This window comes from Hahella sp. HN01 (genome assembly GCF_018986435.1).
Lineage (GTDB): Bacteria > Pseudomonadota > Gammaproteobacteria > Pseudomonadales > Oleiphilaceae > Hahella.
This window is the reverse complement of sequence record NZ_JAHMIN010000001.1, coordinates 252,334-270,174: the sequence shown is the minus strand read 5'-3', so window position 1 is coordinate 270,174 and position 17,841 is coordinate 252,334. Positions and strand designations below refer to the sequence as shown.

Annotated in this window: 12 protein-coding genes; 4 read left to right on the top strand and 8 right to left on the bottom strand. The window is 52.1% G+C overall.

Annotated features, from left to right (window positions below; all coding sequences use genetic code 11):
* Nucleotides 1-75: 75 nt before the first annotated feature.
* Nucleotides 76-1,188 carry a cell division protein ZapE gene (gene zapE / locus KP814_RS01255; protein WP_216735042.1) on the top strand — a complete coding sequence of 371 codons (1,113 nt, stop codon included), beginning with the start codon at nt 76-78 and terminating at the stop codon, nt 1,186-1,188.
* A gap of 64 nt (nt 1,189-1,252) precedes the next feature.
* Here zapE and KP814_RS01250 read toward each other — a convergent pair whose 3' ends face one another.
* The gene (locus KP814_RS01250) at nt 1,253-2,434 is read right to left on the bottom strand and encodes a thiolase family protein (RefSeq protein WP_216735041.1); all 1,182 of its coding nucleotides are present in this window, start codon (nt 2,432-2,434) and stop codon (nt 1,253-1,255) included.
* Nucleotides 2,435-2,939: 505 nt separating this feature from the next.
* On the opposite strand from KP814_RS01250, the gene KP814_RS01245 reads away from it, so the two are divergent.
* On the top strand, nt 2,940-4,745 hold the full coding sequence (locus tag KP814_RS01245; RefSeq protein ID WP_216735040.1) for a DUF1302 domain-containing protein: 1,806 nt from the start codon (nt 2,940-2,942) through the stop codon (nt 4,743-4,745).
* 39 nt (nt 4,746-4,784) lie between these two features.
* Complete coding sequence (locus KP814_RS01240; RefSeq protein ID WP_216735039.1) at nt 4,785-6,161, top strand: DUF1329 domain-containing protein; 1,377 nt, start codon at nt 4,785-4,787, stop codon at nt 6,159-6,161.
* Between the two features lie 132 nt (nt 6,162-6,293).
* Here the strand turns inward: KP814_RS01240 and KP814_RS01235 are convergent, their stop codons facing one another.
* The 7 genes from KP814_RS01235 to KP814_RS01205 form a co-directional block, all read right to left on the bottom strand.
* Complete coding sequence (locus tag KP814_RS01235) at nt 6,294-7,196, bottom strand: acyltransferase (RefSeq protein ID WP_216735038.1); 903 nt, start codon at nt 7,194-7,196, stop codon at nt 6,294-6,296.
* Nucleotides 7,197-7,359: 163 nt separating this feature from the next.
* Entirely contained in the window at nt 7,360-7,776 is a 417-nt protein-coding gene (locus KP814_RS01230; protein WP_216735037.1) for a YkvA family protein, read from the bottom strand.
* A 107-nt stretch (nt 7,777-7,883) separates the two neighbouring features.
* Nucleotides 7,884-8,708, bottom strand: coding sequence for a glucosaminidase domain-containing protein (locus KP814_RS01225; protein ID WP_216735036.1), 825 nt, complete (start codon nt 8,706-8,708; stop codon nt 7,884-7,886).
* Between the two features lie 134 nt (nt 8,709-8,842).
* The gene (locus tag KP814_RS01220; RefSeq protein ID WP_216735035.1) at nt 8,843-11,167 is read right to left on the bottom strand and encodes a hypothetical protein; all 2,325 of its coding nucleotides are present in this window, start codon (nt 11,165-11,167) and stop codon (nt 8,843-8,845) included.
* Nucleotides 11,168-11,379: 212 nt separating this feature from the next.
* Nucleotides 11,380-11,943: a YfaZ family outer membrane protein gene (locus tag KP814_RS01215; protein ID WP_216735034.1), complete on the bottom strand. Its 564-nt coding sequence runs from the start codon at nt 11,941-11,943 to the stop codon at nt 11,380-11,382.
* A 200-nt stretch (nt 11,944-12,143) separates the two neighbouring features.
* Nucleotides 12,144-13,145, bottom strand: a complete 1,002-nt coding sequence (locus tag KP814_RS01210; RefSeq protein ID WP_216735033.1) for a DUF3187 family protein — start codon at nt 13,143-13,145, stop codon at nt 12,144-12,146.
* Between the two features lie 114 nt (nt 13,146-13,259).
* The gene (locus tag KP814_RS01205; RefSeq protein WP_216735032.1) at nt 13,260-15,047 is read right to left on the bottom strand and encodes a sodium:proton antiporter; all 1,788 of its coding nucleotides are present in this window, start codon (nt 15,045-15,047) and stop codon (nt 13,260-13,262) included.
* Nucleotides 15,048-15,409: 362 nt separating this feature from the next.
* Between KP814_RS01205 and KP814_RS01200 the strand changes: the two genes are divergently transcribed.
* Nucleotides 15,410-17,686, top strand: coding sequence for a response regulator (locus tag KP814_RS01200; protein ID WP_216735031.1), 2,277 nt, complete (start codon nt 15,410-15,412; stop codon nt 17,684-17,686).
* Nucleotides 17,687-17,841: the final 155 nt, after the last annotated feature.

Genomic DNA, 17,841 nt, shown 5'->3' with positions numbered 1-17,841 from the left:
AATAAGCGCGCAATTTCGGCCAACTATAATTAGTTGGCGACTTGAACATCATTTATCAGTGAGGCGAGTCAGGCAGTGACGACTCCTATTGAAAAGTATCGACAAGATCTCGAACGCCAGGATTTCTCCTATGATCCCGCTCAGGAAATGGCGGTTGAAAAGCTGCAGGTGCTGTTTGAACGCCTGACGGCGGCGGAAAGCAAACGTCTTCAGGCTAGCCGTATTCAGCGTCTGGCGCGAAAAATCGGACTGACCAAAGCGGATACCACTCCCGAGAAGGGCTTGTACTTCTGGGGGGGCGTCGGGCGTGGCAAAACCTATCTGATGGACACTTTTTATGAGTGTCTGCCTTTTAAACGCAAAATGCGCGTGCACTTTCATCGCTTCATGCAGAGGGTGCATCAGGAGTTGAAGCAGCTTAAAGGGGAAAAGAATCCGCTGGAGATCGTCGCTGATAACTTCAGTCGTGACGCGCGGGTCATCTGCTTTGATGAGTTCTTTGTCACCGATATTGGCGACGCCATGATCCTCGCCACCTTGCTTGAAGCTTTGTTTGAGCGGGGCGTTTCATTGGTGTGCACTTCGAACATCGTACCTGACGGCTTGTATAAAGACGGTTTACAGCGGCAACGCTTTCTGCCCGCAATCGCTTTGTTGAATCAACATACCGAAGTGGTGAATGTTGACGGCGGTACGGACTATCGTCTGCGAACGCTGCAACAGGCGGAGCTCTATCACTATCCTCTGGATGAAGACGCCCAGCTGAGCCTGGCGCAAAGTTATGAGCGTTTGGCCGTGGAAGCAGGGGCTCACCAAACCGATATTCTGATTAATGGTCGCAAGTTGAACGCGATACGTCGGGCGGATGACGTTATCTGGTTTGACTTTAAAGAGCTGTGCGATGGGCCCCGCAGTCAGAACGACTACATAGAGCTGGCGCGTGAGTTTCACGCGGTGCTGGTAAGCAACGTCCCTGTGCTTGAGGCCAATAAAGAAGATCAGGCGCGGAGATTTATTAACTTGGTAGACGAGTTTTATGATCGCCGCGTAAAAGTGATTATTTCCGCCGCCGCCGCCATTAATGAAATATACCAGGGCGAGCGACTCAAATTTGAATTTGAGAGAACAGAGAGTCGATTGCTGGAAATGCAGTCTCAGGAATACTTGGCGTCGCCGCACCGTCCCTGATATTTCTCAGTAATGACAAGGGGCCGAATACGGCCCCTTGTCATATTTAATGGGCATTATCTGATTAGATAAGCTCAATGGCGACTGCAGTTGCTTCGCCTCCGCCGATACAGAGCGCCGCTACGCCGCGCTTCTTGCCTAGACGCTTCAGTGCATGCATGAGGGTAATGATGATTCGTGAGCCGGTTGAGCCAACGGGATGGCCCTGAGCGCAGGCGCCGCCGAACACATTGACTTTCTCTCCATCCAAGCCCAACTCCTGAATCGCCAGCATGGTCACCATGGCGAAAGCTTCGTTGATTTCAAACAGATCGACTTCATCCTTAGACCAGCCCGCTTTCTGCAGAACCTTTTGAATGGCGCCGATAGGGGCAATGGTGAACTCTGAAGGAGCCTGGGAATGGGTGCTGTGAGCGACGATTTTGGCGAAAGGCTTCGCGCCGCGGCGGTCAGCTTCCTCACGACTCATCAATACCATGGCGGAAGCGCCGTCGGAAATAGAGCTCGAGTTGGCGGCAGTGATGGAGCCGTCTTTCTGAAATGCGGGTCTCAGTGTGGGAATCTTTTCAAGATTGGCTGAGCCTGGCTGCTCGTCATGCTCTACCAGGAAGTCGCCCTTGCGCGACGATACTGTGACAGGAACAATTTCGTCCTTCAGCGCGCCGCTTTCAATCGCGTCCTGGGCAAGTTTCAACGATCTGATGGCGAAATCATCCATCCGCTCGCGGGTGATACCGAACTTACCGGCGACTTCCTCAGCGAATGAGCCCATCAGGCGTCCGGTTTTGGCGTCTTCCAGTCCATCAAGGAACATGTGGTCTTTTACTTCGCCATGGCCCATGCGATAGCCTGAACGGGCCTTTGGCAGCAGATAAGGCGCGTTGCTCATGCTTTCCATACCGCCGGCAATCATGACTTCGTTAGTCCCGGCGACAATCAGGTCATGCGCGAGCATGGTGGCTTTCATGCCGGAGCCGCATAGCTTGTTGATTGTGGTGGCGCCTGTAGAGTTGGGAATGCCGGCGTCCAGCATGGCCTGTCTCGCGGGGCCTTGCTTCAGGCCTGCGGGAAGAACGCAGCCCATGATGACTTCCTGAATGTCGTCAGGTTGCAGGCTGGCGCGGGAAATGGCTTCTTTAATAGACGCAGCGGCCAGCTCCACAGCGGTCAATGAACTCAGGGAACCCTGAAAACCGCCCATTGGGGTTCTGGCTCCCGACACAATTACAACCTCTCTCGCATTCATGTTTTTCTCCTATTGTTTTTGGTGTGTTTCTCTTGTTTTTTTGTTGACGGCTTAGCCGTCTGACCTTGGATTCATCATGTCTCCCTTACGTTGCAAATGCAACGTAAGGGAGCGGGATAGTTTTTCGTTAGGGCTAAAGCATAAATAGATAGGGGAATGAGATAGATTTTGCGACCTGTTTATCAATTCTTATATGACATAAATACCGTAAAAAATACCCATGCTAAAACAGGTCGAATTTGCTATTTGTTTGCCGCCTGAAAATCCTGAATAAAAGCCATAACTTTCTTATTTTTTCATAACTTGCGTTTTTTATTTAGACTATTGGTGAATCCGGGCATTAGCGTCTATAGTGTATGAGACTTTCATCGTAGAAGATCCCGCCGTGATTTCACGTCTATTACATCTTCTAGGGGTCGATAATAAAACAAACAAAAATTGGGTTTACACAGAACGTCTTCCTGCATGGCATGAAGATCTGAGAAAAATAACGGAGTAGCGTTCGATGATAAATAAAAATAAACGTTGGCGTCAGTGGACCAAATTACCGTTGGCCGCCGCAGTGGCGGCGATAATCTCTGCTCCGGCGCAGGCGTTTCAATTTTATCTGGGCGACATTGAAGGCTCGCTGGACACCACCCTCACCGCCGGAGCTAGCTGGCGGATATCCGATCGCGACAAGAATCAGTTGAGTCCTGGTAATCAGGGGCTTTGTGAGGGTGGCTCGGGCTGTCCAGGGCCGTATTCAGAAGCAGCTTCGTCTCATAATAGTGACAACGGAAACTGGAACTTTAAGCAAGGCGAAACCTACTCAAAAATTATCAAAGGTACCTCCGACCTGATGTTGCGTTATGGCGACTATGGCGGTTTTACGCGCTTGCGTTACTTTTACGACAAAGAGTTAATGGATGAAGGCCGAGCGTATGATGAAGTCGGCCAGACACGGCCACTGAATGATCAGGCGTTGGAGCAGGCGGGTGCGGATGTGCGCTTTCTTGATGCTTATTTCTGGGGGGACTGGTATTTCGGCGATACGCCGGTGAACGCCAGATTGGGACGGCAAGTGGTCAGTTGGGGTGAAAGTACGTTTATACTCGGTGGCGTAAATATTATCAATCCGATAGACGCCTCTGCAGCTCGTGCGCCTGGTGCTGAAGTTAAGGACGTTCTGCTTCCCGTTAATATGTTCTATACATCCGTTGGTCTATCCGAAGATCTGACTACTGAGTTCTTTTATCAAATTGAGTGGGAAAAGGCGGAAGCGGATCCTTGCGGCACATTCTTCTCTAATAGTGATTCCGCTGCTGATGGCTGTGGTGGAATTGTTACTACGGCCCAGCTCCCTGAATCACAGGTGATTAATCTTGATGCCGGCACCGGGTCTTTGGTAAATGAAAGGCTTGGTGATCGTGAGCCTGATAATAATGGCCAATATGGTTTGGCGGTGCGTTGGTATGCTGCAGATTTAGGCGATACTGAATTTGGCTTCTACTACATTAACTATCACAGCAGGCTGCCGTACGCCTCTTTCGTGAAAGGCTCAGGCAGTGGTGGTGTTGGCGCTAAGTACTTTATTGAGTACCCTGAAGACATTCAGCTTTTCGGTATCAGCTTTAACACTAGTACTGATAGTGGCTGGTCAATAGGCGGTGAGGTTACTCACAGACCAAAACTGCCCATCCAGAAAAACTCATTTGAGTTAACAGCAGCGAGTAAAAACCAGCCCTACAGCGCTTTTTACGATGCTGGCGCCTCTGCCGGGGATACTATTCGGGGATACGATGAGTTCGCGGTGACACAGGCGCAAGTGACTTTTATCAAGTTTATCGACCAGATACTGGGGGCGAGCAGACTGACGTTCGTCTCGGAGGTTGGCGCAGTATTTGTGCATGACCTGCCGAACAACTCTCGTTATGGGCGCGATAGCACATATGGTACAGGGCCGGTCGTGAATGATTCCGGCGCCAGTTGTGAGGCGGTGAACCTTAATCCTTCTTTCTGTGAGGACGAAGGTTTCGTCACCGACTTCTCCGCAGGCTATCGCATGCGCTTCACGCTTGATTATCCGAATGTTTTCGCAGGCATTAACTTAGAGCCGTCACTGGCGTGGAGTCACGACGTCAAAGGTTATGCGCCGGAGCCTGGAGCGCCTTTCAAAGAAGGCTCTAAAGCGGTAGGCCTGACTTTGAAGGGCGTCTATCTGAACAAGTATTCCGCCTCCATTGGCTACACCAACTACTTCGGGGGCGAGCCGTACAATTACCTCAATGACCGGGACAACGTTTCTGCAAGCGTATCGGTATCATTTTAGGGTTTAGACAAGTTATTTAAGGTTTATGAGGTAGCCTCAATGAGATTGAATGCAATAATAAAACTCAGCGCATTAGCGCTGGCGATATCGTCTTCTCTCGCCTGGGCCAAAGTCCCAGCGGGCGAAGCTTCTAAATTGGGCGATACGTTGACGCCTGTCGGTGCGGAAAAAGCGGGTAATGCTGATGGAAGCATTCCAGCCTGGGATGGTGGCTTAAAGACAATTCCTGCTGGTTATGACGGCGTTGATTACATTAATCCGTTCGCAGCTGAAAAGCCCAAGTTCGTGATAAGCGCGTCCAATGCGGATCAGTATAAAGATCATCTGTCCGCCGGTCAGATGGCGATGCTGAAGAAATACCCGGGCAGCTACAAGATCAAGGTGTATCCCACCCATCGTACTTCCGCCTATGATCAGAAGGTCTATGATGCGGCGAAGAACAACGCGACTTCTGTCGAGCTGGTGGCGGACGGCAACGGCATCACTGACTACCAGATGGCGGTGGCGTTTCCCATCTTGAGCGGCAGCTCATCCGATCAGGCCAAACAGATTATCTGGAACCACATCACCCGCTGGCGCGGCGGCTCGTTGAGTCGGCGCGTGGCGCAGGTGACGCCTTTGGCGAACGGCGATTTCACGCCAGTTATATTCTCCGAACAGCTAAGCTATGTCAGCTCATTGTCTGACTACAAGTCTGGCGCGGACCCCAACGTTATTTTCTATTTCAAGCAAGAAATAGAATCTCCCGCACGACTGGCGGGCAACGTATTGTTGGTGCATGAAACTCTGAACCAGGTCAAGGAGCCTCGCCGCGCCTGGATCTATAACGAAGGCCAGCGTCGCGTGCGTCGCGCCCCTCAGGTCGCCTACGACGGCCCGGGCACCGCTTCAGACGGCCTGCGCACCACTGATAACTTCGATATGTTCAACGGCGCGCCGGATCGTTATGACTGGAAAGTACTGGGCAAGAAGGAAATTTATCTGCCTTATAACGCCTACGATCTCAGCTCGAAAAAAGTGAAGTATTCTGAACTGGTGCAGCCTGGTCATTTGAATCAGGATATGGCGCGTTACGAATTACACCGCGTATGGGTGGTGGAAGGCACTTTGAAGGCAGGCGCCAGACATATCTACGCGAAACGCGTTTTCTATGTTGACGAGGATACCTGGCAAATCGGCTTGGCGGATCATTATGACGGCCGTGGCGAGCTATGGCGCGTTGCGGAAGGACACCATGTGTACTTCTACGATCAGAAGATATCCTGGTTCTCCGCAGAAGTGTTGTATGACCTGCTTTCCGGACGCTATTTGGCTCTGGGTTTAACCAATGAAGAGCCGAAGGGGTATGAGTTCAATCTGGACGCCAGCTCACAGGACTTTACTCCTGCGGCGTTGAGACGGTCGGGAAGGAAATAAACTCGTCATACGTGGCATGAGGCAGTATTAGAAAAAGGAGGGTTAGCCCTCCTTTTTTGTTTTTAGTGTCCGCTTTGAACGTGAATAATCGCGTTCAGGTTATTCGCTTTCATAAAAGCCTATTTGCTGGCTTCAAGATGCGTATTGCTGGTGAAGCTGCTCCAACTGCTCGTCTTTTCTTCGCCATAGCTGTGCGATCCACTCCTGAAACTCTGAGCGAAACTCCTCATCGTTCATATAGTCCCGGCTGAGAAACTGATCAGGAATACGGATTTTCTCAATGCGTATCACGACCTTTTTGATTCGCCCTGACGCTAGCCCCCAAAATCCAAGCGCTTTGCCGGGGTAATGAATGGTGATATTGAGCATCGTGTGCAGATGTTCTCCCATCGCCCCCAAAACAAACGCGGCGCCGCCGGCTTTGGGCTTTAGCAGGTGCTTATAGGGCGATTTTTGATGATCGTGCTTGGCCTGGGTAAAGCGTGTGCCCTCCAGGAAGTTGAACACGGTGACAGGAGTATATTTAAACTTCTCACAGGCTTTTTTGGTGGTTTCCAGGTCTTTGCCTTTCAATGCGGGGTTGCGCTCAATTTGTTCCCGGGAGTAGCGCTTCATGAATGGAAAATCCAGCGCCCACCAGGCCACGCCAATTAACGGCACCCAAATCAGCTCCTGCTTTAGGAAAAATTTCAGCATCGGAACTTTGCCGTTAAGCACCCGCTGTACAATGGGGATATCCGCCCAGGTTTGGTGATTGCAGGTGACCAAATACCAGTCATTGGGGTTGAGATCGGTATCCCCTTCCACATCCCACTGAATGTTGTGAAGAAGATACAGCAGCCCATTATTGATATTGATCCACAGTCCAGCGATGCCGATCAGCATGATGGTGCAGTATTTACGTGTAACGCTAATCGGTATCAGCAGCTTGATAAAAGCCAGCGCTAGCACGAAAGGAAATAAAATAGTCGTTGAAAGCAGGATCAAGAGGACGGCTAGAACGCCTCTTAGCCAATGTGGAAGAAAGCTCAACATTCGTCGAAATATCTCGTTATTGTGTTTTCAGGAAGTCTTATTTTTGATTATCCAGGCGAATGTTTTCAGGTCGCCTGTCGCTCTTTCGGCGTTTATTCTCCGGCTGGGCGAGTCGCCCTCCGGTTCTTGTGTGGTGTGGGTCAGTGTACTTGCGATACCGCCATCAATTGCTCCCTTGCTGAGATGTCTGCTTCTTGTCGGTTTTGAACCAGGCTGCCGTTTTTTCCTGCGCCTGGCGTCGTATTTCAGGGGTAATATGTGCAGCGATCGTGGCGATAGCGCCGGCCATAACCGTGAGGTCGTCGGTATAGCCCAGAATGGGCGTCAGGTCAGGAATGCCGTCTATCAGCGATATAAAATACCCCAGAGCGCCGTAGATGACGGTCTTACACCATACCGGCGTGTTGGGCGATGCGGCGGTGTAATAGAGCGTTAATGCATGCTCTACCGTTGTAACGCCGGCGGCGGAGGCGGCTGCGCCCAACTTTTTCCACAACTGGGCGCCAGAAACCGGTGGAGGATTTTCTGATTCGAAACGAGCTGTCTCGGAGAAGCGGTTACGGGCTAGATTGATGCTCATAGTGTGTCCCATAGTCGGGTGGAATCCATTTCATTTTACGCAACCCCGGCAGGAATTTCTGAATTAAATAACCAATGGTCGCGTTTCCATCCGGTAACTTCGGTTGATCAAAGCGTTGCGGCGTCACTGGGTTGGTCGTACTTCTCCAGATCATTGGCGCGGATCATACCCTGTATTTCCGCAATATAAGCTTCTCCCCGGGTAGAGTATTTCGCCAGGCCTGGGGTCAGGCTTTGTCCGGTGACAGCGAGCCCTTGAGCTCGGAGTTTTTCTCTGGTTTTACGAAGGTCGATATAGTGCAGATTCCGGTTGAGGTTGCGCATGTAGCTCATCACAGAGTGGTAAACCGTATCGAAACGCGCGACTTCGTGCTGCAGGTGAGAGGCGCGCTGCGCGGGCTCAATGCCGCATCCGGGCTTGAAGCACCACTGTCCGAATAAGTTGTTGCCTTCACGGGCGAAGCGGGAGCCTCCCCAGCCGGACTCATTGGCCGCCTGCGCCAGCACCAGAGAGGGTGGAATCGTATCCACTCTGCGCAGCATCAGTTTGAAAAAGTCGTTGTTGAAAGCGTCGTCAAACGGCACTCGATAAGTTTCCGCCAAGCGTTGCAGGCGAGCGGTATCTTCCGTCGAGAATGTGGTTTGACGCTGCATCATTTGGATGAACTGGCGCTCTTCTTTGATTTGTCGATTGGCTTGTTGCACCAATGGCAGCAAGTAAGAGAAAAACGCTTCTTTCTTTTCACCGACATCTTCATAGCTGCTGAAATCAGGAAGAGGTGCGGTGGGTATCAGATTCACGTTCGAGGCCTTGAGCTCTTTTTTATCATCCTTAACCACCAGAGCATGTAAGTCATACCAGAGTGAAAATGTAAAAAGCCAAACTAATGCGCCGCTAAAGGCAATAACGGCATAACTGCGGTAATTCTTCATGTACTACCCATCGTTTTTGCTAGCAGATTTTATTTTGCGTATTTAGTTTAGCTGATTCAACACTTTGGGCTGGAAGGAGGGCGAGCTATGGCCTGCTCTCCACAACGTCAAAGTGGAGAGCAGGGGAAGGGCGTTTAATCTGAGTTTGCGGTCAACGCTTGTTGCTTGAAGCCATATACCAATCCGATACGGTCGCCGTAACGCACCAGTAAAATCAGCAGATTGCCGCCGCTGGCGGCGAATCCTTCCATTGTCAGCGTTTCTCCACCTGCGGGCTGCGGATCGGTGAAATCCAGCTTAAGAAGGTTTCTGTCCGCTCCCGTGTTGGCGGCGGGAGACGCTTGTGGCGTTAAAGAGTAATCCACATCGTGATTTTCAATATCGCTGAGTGTCTGGCTGCCAATGGTCTGTGTCACCCGGCGCTCGTTCAGATGGAGGGTTGCGACCGAGGCGTCGTCGAAGGTCAGGGTGGACAGGTTGTGATTCCCGAATAAGGTCGCGCCCCCGCTGATGCCTAAACTATTGCCATATAACACATAGCTGGCGCCGGCGTAGTTAATGTCCGTGTCTGACAACTTCACCGCATGAATGATGCCTTGGCCGTCCGTATCGCTGTCTATATTGAACGACAGGACATTGCCGGAAGGGTCACTGACGCCGCTGGCTGAGCCAGCTTTGATTCGTCCGGTATATTGCGTTTCATAGACTTTATCAGCGTTGTTGTACTTGATGGTCGGCAGTCGCTCCAGCGCCAGAGACGCGGGCGTTTCCGTTGACATGCCGACGCCTGAGGCGGAGCCGTCCGCGCTACGGCTCATCTGATAGGTGTGATAGATGTCGGGATCGCCTGCAACCGGAGCGGGTTGCGTTTGCGCAATATCGCTTGAGGTCGCTAGCCAGTGGTGAATCGCGCCAACGACCGTCATGACCGGGTCTGTGGACAGGTTCTGGCGCAGGCTGATCACACCATAATCGCCGCCATTGATCACGTCCGTGCTGAAGTTCGAGGATTGTTTGCTATGGAAAAGCCAGCCGAAAGTGTTCAATTTTTCCAGCGTCAGCTCGCGGCTATACCCTCCCGTTGACTTGGCGGCCAGTTCAATCGCAAATCCATCGCTCAAGTAAGCGGAGGCCATGGAGGGCGAGGATGTGCTGTCGTCATTGGTCGATTTTGTGGTGTACAGGCGAGTATAGAAAGGGTTAGTCAACCAGCCGGTAGGGCTGGCGCTGTCTTCCCGGGTAATGTACTGAGTTTGCAGGCGCGCCATATCGAAAAAGCCGCTTGGAGACAGGTAGGTCAGTGTTGAACCGACATGGGCGTTAATATCATCCTCTTCCGCCTGCGCGCCCTGGTTGAAGACGTCGTCGGAGACTTGGGTCAGGCTATGGCGCTCCCAGGGAACCTGTTCGACGATAATGTTATTGATGATGCCCAATACGGTGGCGGTAAAGCTGGCGATGGGGTAGGAATAGGTCGTGACTTCCGCGGACGTATTGGTTTTGATCGTGGCGATGCGGTTGGAGAACACCACGGTTTTAGCGCCGTTGGGCAGGCCTTGGTTCAGTCCGGCGGCGAATAATACAGAGTTGTACAGGCCGGCTCGGTTTTCCAACACTGGCGCAATACTGGTTGATGTTGTGCCGTCGATCTTTTTCTCACGGATAGTGGCGATGAACTGGTCGACGAAGTCGTCAAATAATACGTTGTCGCCAAGAAACGCCATCGTCTCTTCCAGGTCTGCATTGTCCGGTAAGGTGACTTCGAAATCCTGCACGCCGTTCATCAATGCGGCCCAGTTCAGCATGCGTGCGTCGGCCTGTGAGCCGCAGGAATCCGTACTGTCGTTACAGGGCATCATTCCGTCTAGCTCGGCCTGAGAACTCAGGCTGCTGAAGAAATCTCTAACCGCATATTCCGACGCGGCGGTAATCAGTATCCCTTTGTTAGCGTTGGGCAAACCCGTGCGAATGACAGAGCCGTTACTGAGCTCCGCGGCGATAACCAAGTCAATTCTTTGCGGAATGGAACCGTCAAAGGTGATGGTGTAGCTGCCGTCGCTGGAGCGATTGACGGAATAGTCATTGCTTGAGATGACTCCACCGGAAATAACATTACCGCGATAATCCAGCTGTTGAATGCTCAGATTGGCCGCCACTTTGTCTCCGGCTGAGATGGCGTAAGCTGAAGCTGGCAGGAAAGCACTCAGTATTTTTTGGGCGATGGTGGCTTCTTGCATGCCCGACGTGGCGAGTACTGCGACATTGACCTGTCTGCCGTCAATGGGATCGGGGGGAGTTTCTCCGCTGGCGTCGCCTGCAGGAGGATCAACTTTGTTGTCGTTCTTGGGCGGCGTGTAACCGCCGTTGCCATCTAGAGATTCATCGCCGCCGCCACAGGCGGAGAGTATGGATACAAGCAGCAGGAGCCCGGAAACTTTTTTCAGCTCGCGCAATGACATAGGCAATTCCGTTGTTGATTCTTATTGAGGCTGTTGGGGGCTAGTCTAAGGGTTTTTACGGAGGGCGGAAAACCCTGGTTTGAGGAATCTGTGAAGCAGTCCTAGCCGGGGAGGCGCAGGAATGAGGGCGATGAAATCGCCGCAGGCGACGAAGAGGCGCGTTCTGCGGCGAGAGTTTGTCTTGCTAAACGTTATAAGTCGTTTACAGAGACTTAGAACTGCAGGGCGAAGCCGACGTTTACGCCTTCGTCCAGAGTGATGTCATTATTGCGTTCAATGTCCGCTTTGATGACGCGGTATCCCAGATAAATATCGGCGTTGGGAATCACGCGGTAAGTGGTTTTGACGTCAAAACGGGAGAACTGCTCGGCGTCCTGAAAGGATGTGATGGACGGCGCGAAATGGCCAGCCAGTTTGACTCCCAATCCTGGAACGGCGGGAATTTTGATGTGTGCGTATCCACCTAATGCAATGGCTGAGCCGTCGACGTCACCTTCGGTAAAAACGTCCAGCTGGGCGCCAATGCCAACCGTTGTCGGCAGGTTGCCGATAGCAGTTTGCCCCCGTGCATGCAGGTCGCCGTTGAGCAGGTGACCGCCGCCTTTGTGGTACAGGTAGCCAAGGCCTGTTTCAAAATCTCTGGATTGCGGCAGCATATTGACCTGTACATTAACGGACTCATCGCCAATGTTGAAGTCTAATTCGGAAGCGGTTGCGATGTTGGCTCCCAACAGTGCGGCGGCGCCGATAGCCGCGTTAAGCCCTAAAAATCTCATGGATATGGTTGCTCCTGGTTTAATCATTCTGAGAAAAAGTTTCCGGCGAACTTCCGTTTGCGGAATGTGTCCAACTACGGAATATCTTGTAGCGGATTGCGGAAATACGCCCTCAGGCGCTAAAGGCGACAAGCCGACATCTTAACCACAGGCGAATGTCGGCTCAAATTAATAACAGGTTATCTGGAGCTCTGACTCAATCACCAGCCGTAGGTCATACCCAGAATGGCGACAAAGTCCGGCGTGATAGTGGTGTTGAGGTCCTCTGCGATTGCGATGTTCAGCACCAGCGAATCACTGAGGGCGACTTGTCCGCCGGTGGTCAACTGCAGGGAGAAATTGCTCAGTTCGCGTAACTGGCTATGGTAAAGCCCGGAGTGGCTGTCTATCTGCGCCGTAAGCGTGAGATAAGGCAGCGCGCGCCAATGGCCGCCAGCCCGTAGGGACAGCGCCCAGTTTTTCTGTAGTGGCGCAAGTTTGAGGTCGCTATCGCCCAGGTAGCTGACAGCGGCGCCGGCGAATGGAATGAAGCGTTGGTTGGGACCCGTTACGGCTCCTTCCCAGCCCATGCCTGCAGAGAGGTCCCAGGCGCCGCTGCCGGTAAGCTTATCTGCGTCTCCTGTCGGCGCTTTAACTTCCAGTTGCGCCAGCCAATCCTGCTCCCAGAAATGCAACTGTTGGGAGTAGCCAAGACGAATATCGCCGATCCCGGCGGCTTCTTCGCGAAAATTCAGCAGCCTTTCGCCATTGCGCTGGTATACATAGGCGAATTGATCGTTGGTGTCCTGCGTCCTGCCGCCCTGGGGAAGGCCGAACCATTCGTGCCAATCGTAGATGAAATCGTCCCACAGGCCTTTGCTGTGGTCGACATAGGGCGCTCTCAAGGTAAGTTCGGCGTCGTTTGTGAAACGCCAGCGCAGCGATAACGAGGTTATCGCCACTTCGCCGTCAAAATAGGAAATTTCGTTGATGTTCTCGTGTGTGACATAGGTATTGGCGGTGGCGTGCTGCAGGCTTGCCTCAAAGCCGGATGGCGCGGTGTTCAGGGCTGTTTGAATAGACGGCAGCCCAAATATCTGCGCGAGAGGAGAGTAGTTCCCCACTTCAAAAGGTGTGGGAGAGAGGGCCAATGCAGGGGAAGATAATAGTGCGCAGACGCAGGGGTAAACGATCCGGTGAGTTATTTTTTTTAACGACGTCATCGGTTGGATGATTCCTTCATGTCATGCCAAGTGGTTTAAACAGGCTCTTTAAAGCGTCAGCATCTGCCTGATGTTGAGCTAAAAAGAGCGCTTTAGAAAGTTTAGCAGCAGACGCTAGCCAACGAGGCTGATCAACACCTGTCCTGGCTTGGGTTGCAGGTTTTTCTTTACGGTGAAGAAGTTCAATGTTCCGTTTTCACCCACTAGACATAGCGGTAATGGATCTTGATCCTGGTTCTTTTCCTTAAACTGTTCGTAGGTGAAGTCTTTGGTAAGAGGAGTGCGCTTGATGACGGCGCCATGATTCAATCTCCTCATGATGTGGTTGTAAGTGGCCTGAGTGGAGAACAGGGCGACGCCGGACAAGTCTTCGGGAATCCACTGAGCGGGTTTGTCCTTATCTTCGGGTTCGCCGAGCTGATAGACTTCTTTGACGCCGAATATGTCGGAAAAACGAATGCAGGCGAGGGAGTTCAACTCCAGGTTGGGCGTCAACGCCAGAAAGCGTCCCATCCCTGTGTAATTGACGCGCTCCAGTAATTGCTCGGACAGGACGTTGCCCAGCAGTGTCGGCGTTCCTTCCATACGGGCTTCTTTAATGTTGCTCCACCGAGCGTCGACAATCAGCACGCTCACGTTTTCATTCTTCAACGCTTTGGCGAGCGCATTGGTGAAGGCGTTGGAGCCAAGAATGATACAGCCTTGTGGGTTATCGTCGGACAGCGCCAGCTTCTTCGCCAGCGGTCTGGCACCCAGCCCGTAGATAAGAATTGTACCCATGATGATCAGAAACATCGTGGGGGGTAATGCTTCCGCCTCTTCATAACCGATGCCTTGCAGGCGTACAGCGAATAGAGAGGCCACCGCCGCGGCGACGATGCCTCGGGGCGCCATGGAAGATAAGAATACCTTTTCCTTCCAGCTCAGATTGCTTTTTACGGTTGAAGCCCAAACCGCCGCCGGACGCACCAAAAACACCAGCAACAGTAAGAAAGCGAAGCTGCCGGCATGGATGTGCTCAAGGTCTTTTACGTCCAGACGGGCGGCGAGAACAATAAACATGGAAGAGAGCAGCAGGACGCGTAGGTCTTCTTTAAAGCCCACCAAATTGCGTATCGACACCAGGCGTTGGTTGCCTAAATAGATCCCCATAATAGTAACGCTGAACAGGCCGCTTTCATGCTGTATCAGGTTGGAGGCGGTGAACAGACACATGACCATCGCGAGGGTGAAAGTGTTGCCCAGAAACTCCGGTATCCAGTGATGACGTAGCGCTGTGGCTACCAACATACCGGCAATCAAACCCATCAAGCCGCCTACTACGACAGTCAGCAAGAAGCCGGATAAAAACAGGGTCGTCGCTTTGCCCACGCTGGTGGACACGACGGCCTCATACACCAATACAGTAAGGAGTGCGCCAATGGGGTCGTTGAGAATGCCCTCCCATTTCAGGATGGAGTTAACCTGTCCTTTGGGGCGAATCAGCATCAACAAAGGCAGCACCACGGTGGGGCCGGTGACGGTAAGAATCGCACCGATCAGCAGAGCGAGAATCCAGGGAACGTCGAGTGTAAGCCAGGACAGGAAAAAGGCGAGAAACCAAGTAATCAAGATTCCCACGCTGACGAGACTGCGAACAGCGGTTGAGCTGGTTTTGAGTTCCGCCAGTTTAAGGCTGAGTCCGCCTTCGAACAGGATGATGGCGACAGCAAAGGAAATAGCTGGAAACAGGAAGTCGCCGAAAATTTCGTCAGGGTTCAGTACGCCGGTCGTTGGACCCAGAACTATACCGCTCAGCAATAACAACAGTATTGAAGGCAGTTTCAGTTTCCAGGCTATATACTGAGATGCGACGCCGAAAAACAGGATGGCGGCGAGGGCTACGACGACATGTTCGTTCAAAAGGGGAGCTCCGAACCGGAAGAGTTGAGGTTTAGCAGTCAGTTTTTCCGCTAAAGATAGCAGTTGATCCCTGGTGTGGCCAGCTTAAAGCCGATGCGGTGGTGGTTTGAACAACGCGCCATCCTATACTTCTGATCGCTGTTGAATACGTAGGCGGGATGGATTATTGACGGGAACATATATAGAGTTGTCGCTGTCCCATGGGCGGGCGGCGAATAGGCGACTGGACGTCAAAGTGTCAAAGTAAGGTTTTGCTACAATATCGATAGCGCTCTCAACGGTAGTAGGCAAACAGGGAGTTTAGGGGTTTGTGGGGTAAATTTAGTAAACGGCTGCGAAAGTATCCTTTAGGATCGAAGGTCGTGGCGAGCGTCCTGCTGTTCAGCACAGCCGTCGCCCTGGTCTCCACCGGCGTACAGTTGTGGCTGGATTACCGTGCGGAAGTGGCGGCGCTCAACACCAGGCTGGACGATGTCGCAAGTACGTTCGAACCGGGATTGGCGAATAGCCTCTGGAGCATCAATCACGATAACCTGGATGTGTTATTGCGGGGATTGCTGCGCCTGCCGGAAATTTACAACGTCTCCCTGGTCACCAACTACCAGGATGTGTTTACCGCTGGCACGCCGCCATCCGGTGAGCCTTCCTTCAGCAAGGTGTATCCCATCTATCAGCCGGGCATGGACAATTACTGGCTGGGAGATTTGACGCTCATCGCCACACTGGAGCCAATCCAGCACAAAATCTGGGACCGGCTGCTTATTATTCTGATTACCCAGAGCGTCAAAACCTTTGTCGTCGCTATTTTCTTCTTGTTGATCTTCTGGCTTTTGGTCAGTCGGCATTTGGAAAAGATGTCGCAATATTGCCGCAGGTTGGAGATTGATAACCCGACGGCGACCTTAACCCTGGACCGTAAGCCGCCATCCTCATCCGACGAGCTGAGTCAGGTGGTCACCGCCATTAATAATCTGCGTATTCGCATGCTGGAGCAGACGCGCATTCTGCGGCAGTCAGAGCAACGCTCTCAAGTCGAGCGCTCCCAGGCGGTAAAGGCGAATCAAAGCAAGAGCGTGTTTATCGCCAATATCAGCCACGAGCTGCGCACGCCGATGAACAACATTCTTGGCTATACCGGCCTGTTGCTGGATGCCCCCGTTTCTCAGGAGCAACGTGAATATTTGCTGGCGGTGCAACAGAGTTCAGAGTCTTTGTTGACCCTGTTTAACGATATGCTGGACCTTTCCAAACTGGAAGCCGGCACGACGCAAGTGGATTTGGCGCCTACCGAATTGCGAGCATTGCTGCAGGCGGCGGTGGCGCGTGTTTCGGCGGTGTCGGAAGCCAAAGGCCTGAACGTTGAAACCTTTGTGGATGCAGGCTTGCCGACGCGGGTGCTGACGGATCGCAATATTCTGTTGCGCGTGCTGGAAAGCCTGCTCTCCGTTGCGATTACGGTCACGGTAAAAGGCCAGGTGGTGCTGCATGTGCATCCGGTGGCGTTTGACGAAGATCGGGTGCGCATACGATTTACCGTAGAAGACAGCAGCCCGGGAATCAGCCCTAATGAAATTGATACCTTGCTGTCCAACACCTTTGAAGCGCCGGTTTCGCAGGGCCTCAACGAAGTTGGCACAGGGTTGAGGTTGGCGTTGTGTAAACAGTTCGTGGAGTTGATGGGCGGCTCTTTCGGCATCGAAAGTGAGGAAGGTAAAGGCACGACCTATTGGGCGCAACTTTCCTGTCAGCGCGTGCAAAGTTATAGCCCTCAAATTCTTAATGAAGAAAATATTTTCAGAGAAAGCCGCATCCTCGTGGCGGACGCCAATGAGCTGAGTCTCAAGGCTACTCTGGATATTTTCTCCGAAGAATCCCTGCTGCATTGCGATATTGCTAAAACCTCCGAAGAGGTCAGGGCGCTGGTAAATCAGGCGGTGGACTCTAAAGCCCCATACAACGCGATGATTCTGGACGAGTCGCTGCCGGGAGATGACTTTATAGATCTGATTAAGTCCATAAAATCCTTGGACTTGCAGAAAAACGCGCCGATTTTGGCGTTGTCCTCACACCCGCAAAGAGAGCATGTGTCTGAGTTGAAGGGCGCGGGAGTTTCCGGCTACCTCAGTAAGTTGGACAGAGAGTCGCACTTACGCGACGCCTTGTACTCGGTTTTGGTGGAGGAGCCGAATGAAACTTCGATTATCCTTTCTCCCAGCCTGATGACCTTTGAGGATCGCAGGGACTCAAGGCGTTCCGGCTTACGTGTTCTGCTGGTTGAGGACAATACGGTCAACCGCAATCTCGCCCGCAAGATGTTGGAGAAGTGCGGCTGCCGAGTGGACTTTGCTGAAAACGGCGAAATCGCCATCCAACAGCTGGGTTCAACCCATTTTGATTTGATATTCATGGACTGCTGGATGCCGGTCATGGATGGCTATGAGACGACCAGGCGTATTCGTGAGAGTGCCCAAAGCTTTTCTCATATCCCTATTGTGGCGCTCACAGCGAATGCGTTCCCCGGCGAGAAAGAGAAATGCATGCAGTGCGGGATGGACGATTTTCTGACCAAACCTATCCGTTTCGAAGAGCTCAGTGCTATTGTTCGTCACTTTGAGGAAAAAGTGTTGGAACAGGCTTGATAGCTTCCTTTGTGACAGATTGTTGGATGATGCTGTTAAATTTTGAAAAATTAATCAAAAAAATCCCCGTAAGTGGGTGAGTCTGGTTGAAAAAGACTACATTTTCCCCTAAATCTTAAATTAAGGATTGTTGTCGCGCGTCAGAAGCTGTGTTC

What these genes read in the sequence shown, in the direction of transcription:
- KP814_RS01250 (WP_216735041.1), bottom strand. Translation starts at nt 2,434, where the DNA reads ATGAATGCGAGAGAGGTTGTAATTGTGTCGGGAGCCAGAACCCCAATG.
- KP814_RS01245 (WP_216735040.1), top strand. Translation starts at nt 2,940, where the DNA reads ATGATAAATAAAAATAAACGTTGGCGTCAGTGGACCAAATTACCGTTG.
- KP814_RS01240 (WP_216735039.1), top strand. Translation starts at nt 4,785, where the DNA reads ATGAGATTGAATGCAATAATAAAACTCAGCGCATTAGCGCTGGCGATA.
- KP814_RS01235 (WP_216735038.1), bottom strand. Translation starts at nt 7,196, where the DNA reads ATGTTGAGCTTTCTTCCACATTGGCTAAGAGGCGTTCTAGCCGTCCTC.
- KP814_RS01230 (WP_216735037.1), bottom strand. Translation starts at nt 7,776, where the DNA reads ATGAGCATCAATCTAGCCCGTAACCGCTTCTCCGAGACAGCTCGTTTC.
- KP814_RS01225 (WP_216735036.1), bottom strand. Translation starts at nt 8,708, where the DNA reads ATGAAGAATTACCGCAGTTATGCCGTTATTGCCTTTAGCGGCGCATTA.
- KP814_RS01220 (WP_216735035.1), bottom strand. Translation starts at nt 11,167, where the DNA reads ATGTCATTGCGCGAGCTGAAAAAAGTTTCCGGGCTCCTGCTGCTTGTA.
- KP814_RS01215 (WP_216735034.1), bottom strand. Translation starts at nt 11,943, where the DNA reads ATGAGATTTTTAGGGCTTAACGCGGCTATCGGCGCCGCCGCACTGTTG.
- KP814_RS01210 (WP_216735033.1), bottom strand. Translation starts at nt 13,145, where the DNA reads ATGACGTCGTTAAAAAAAATAACTCACCGGATCGTTTACCCCTGCGTC.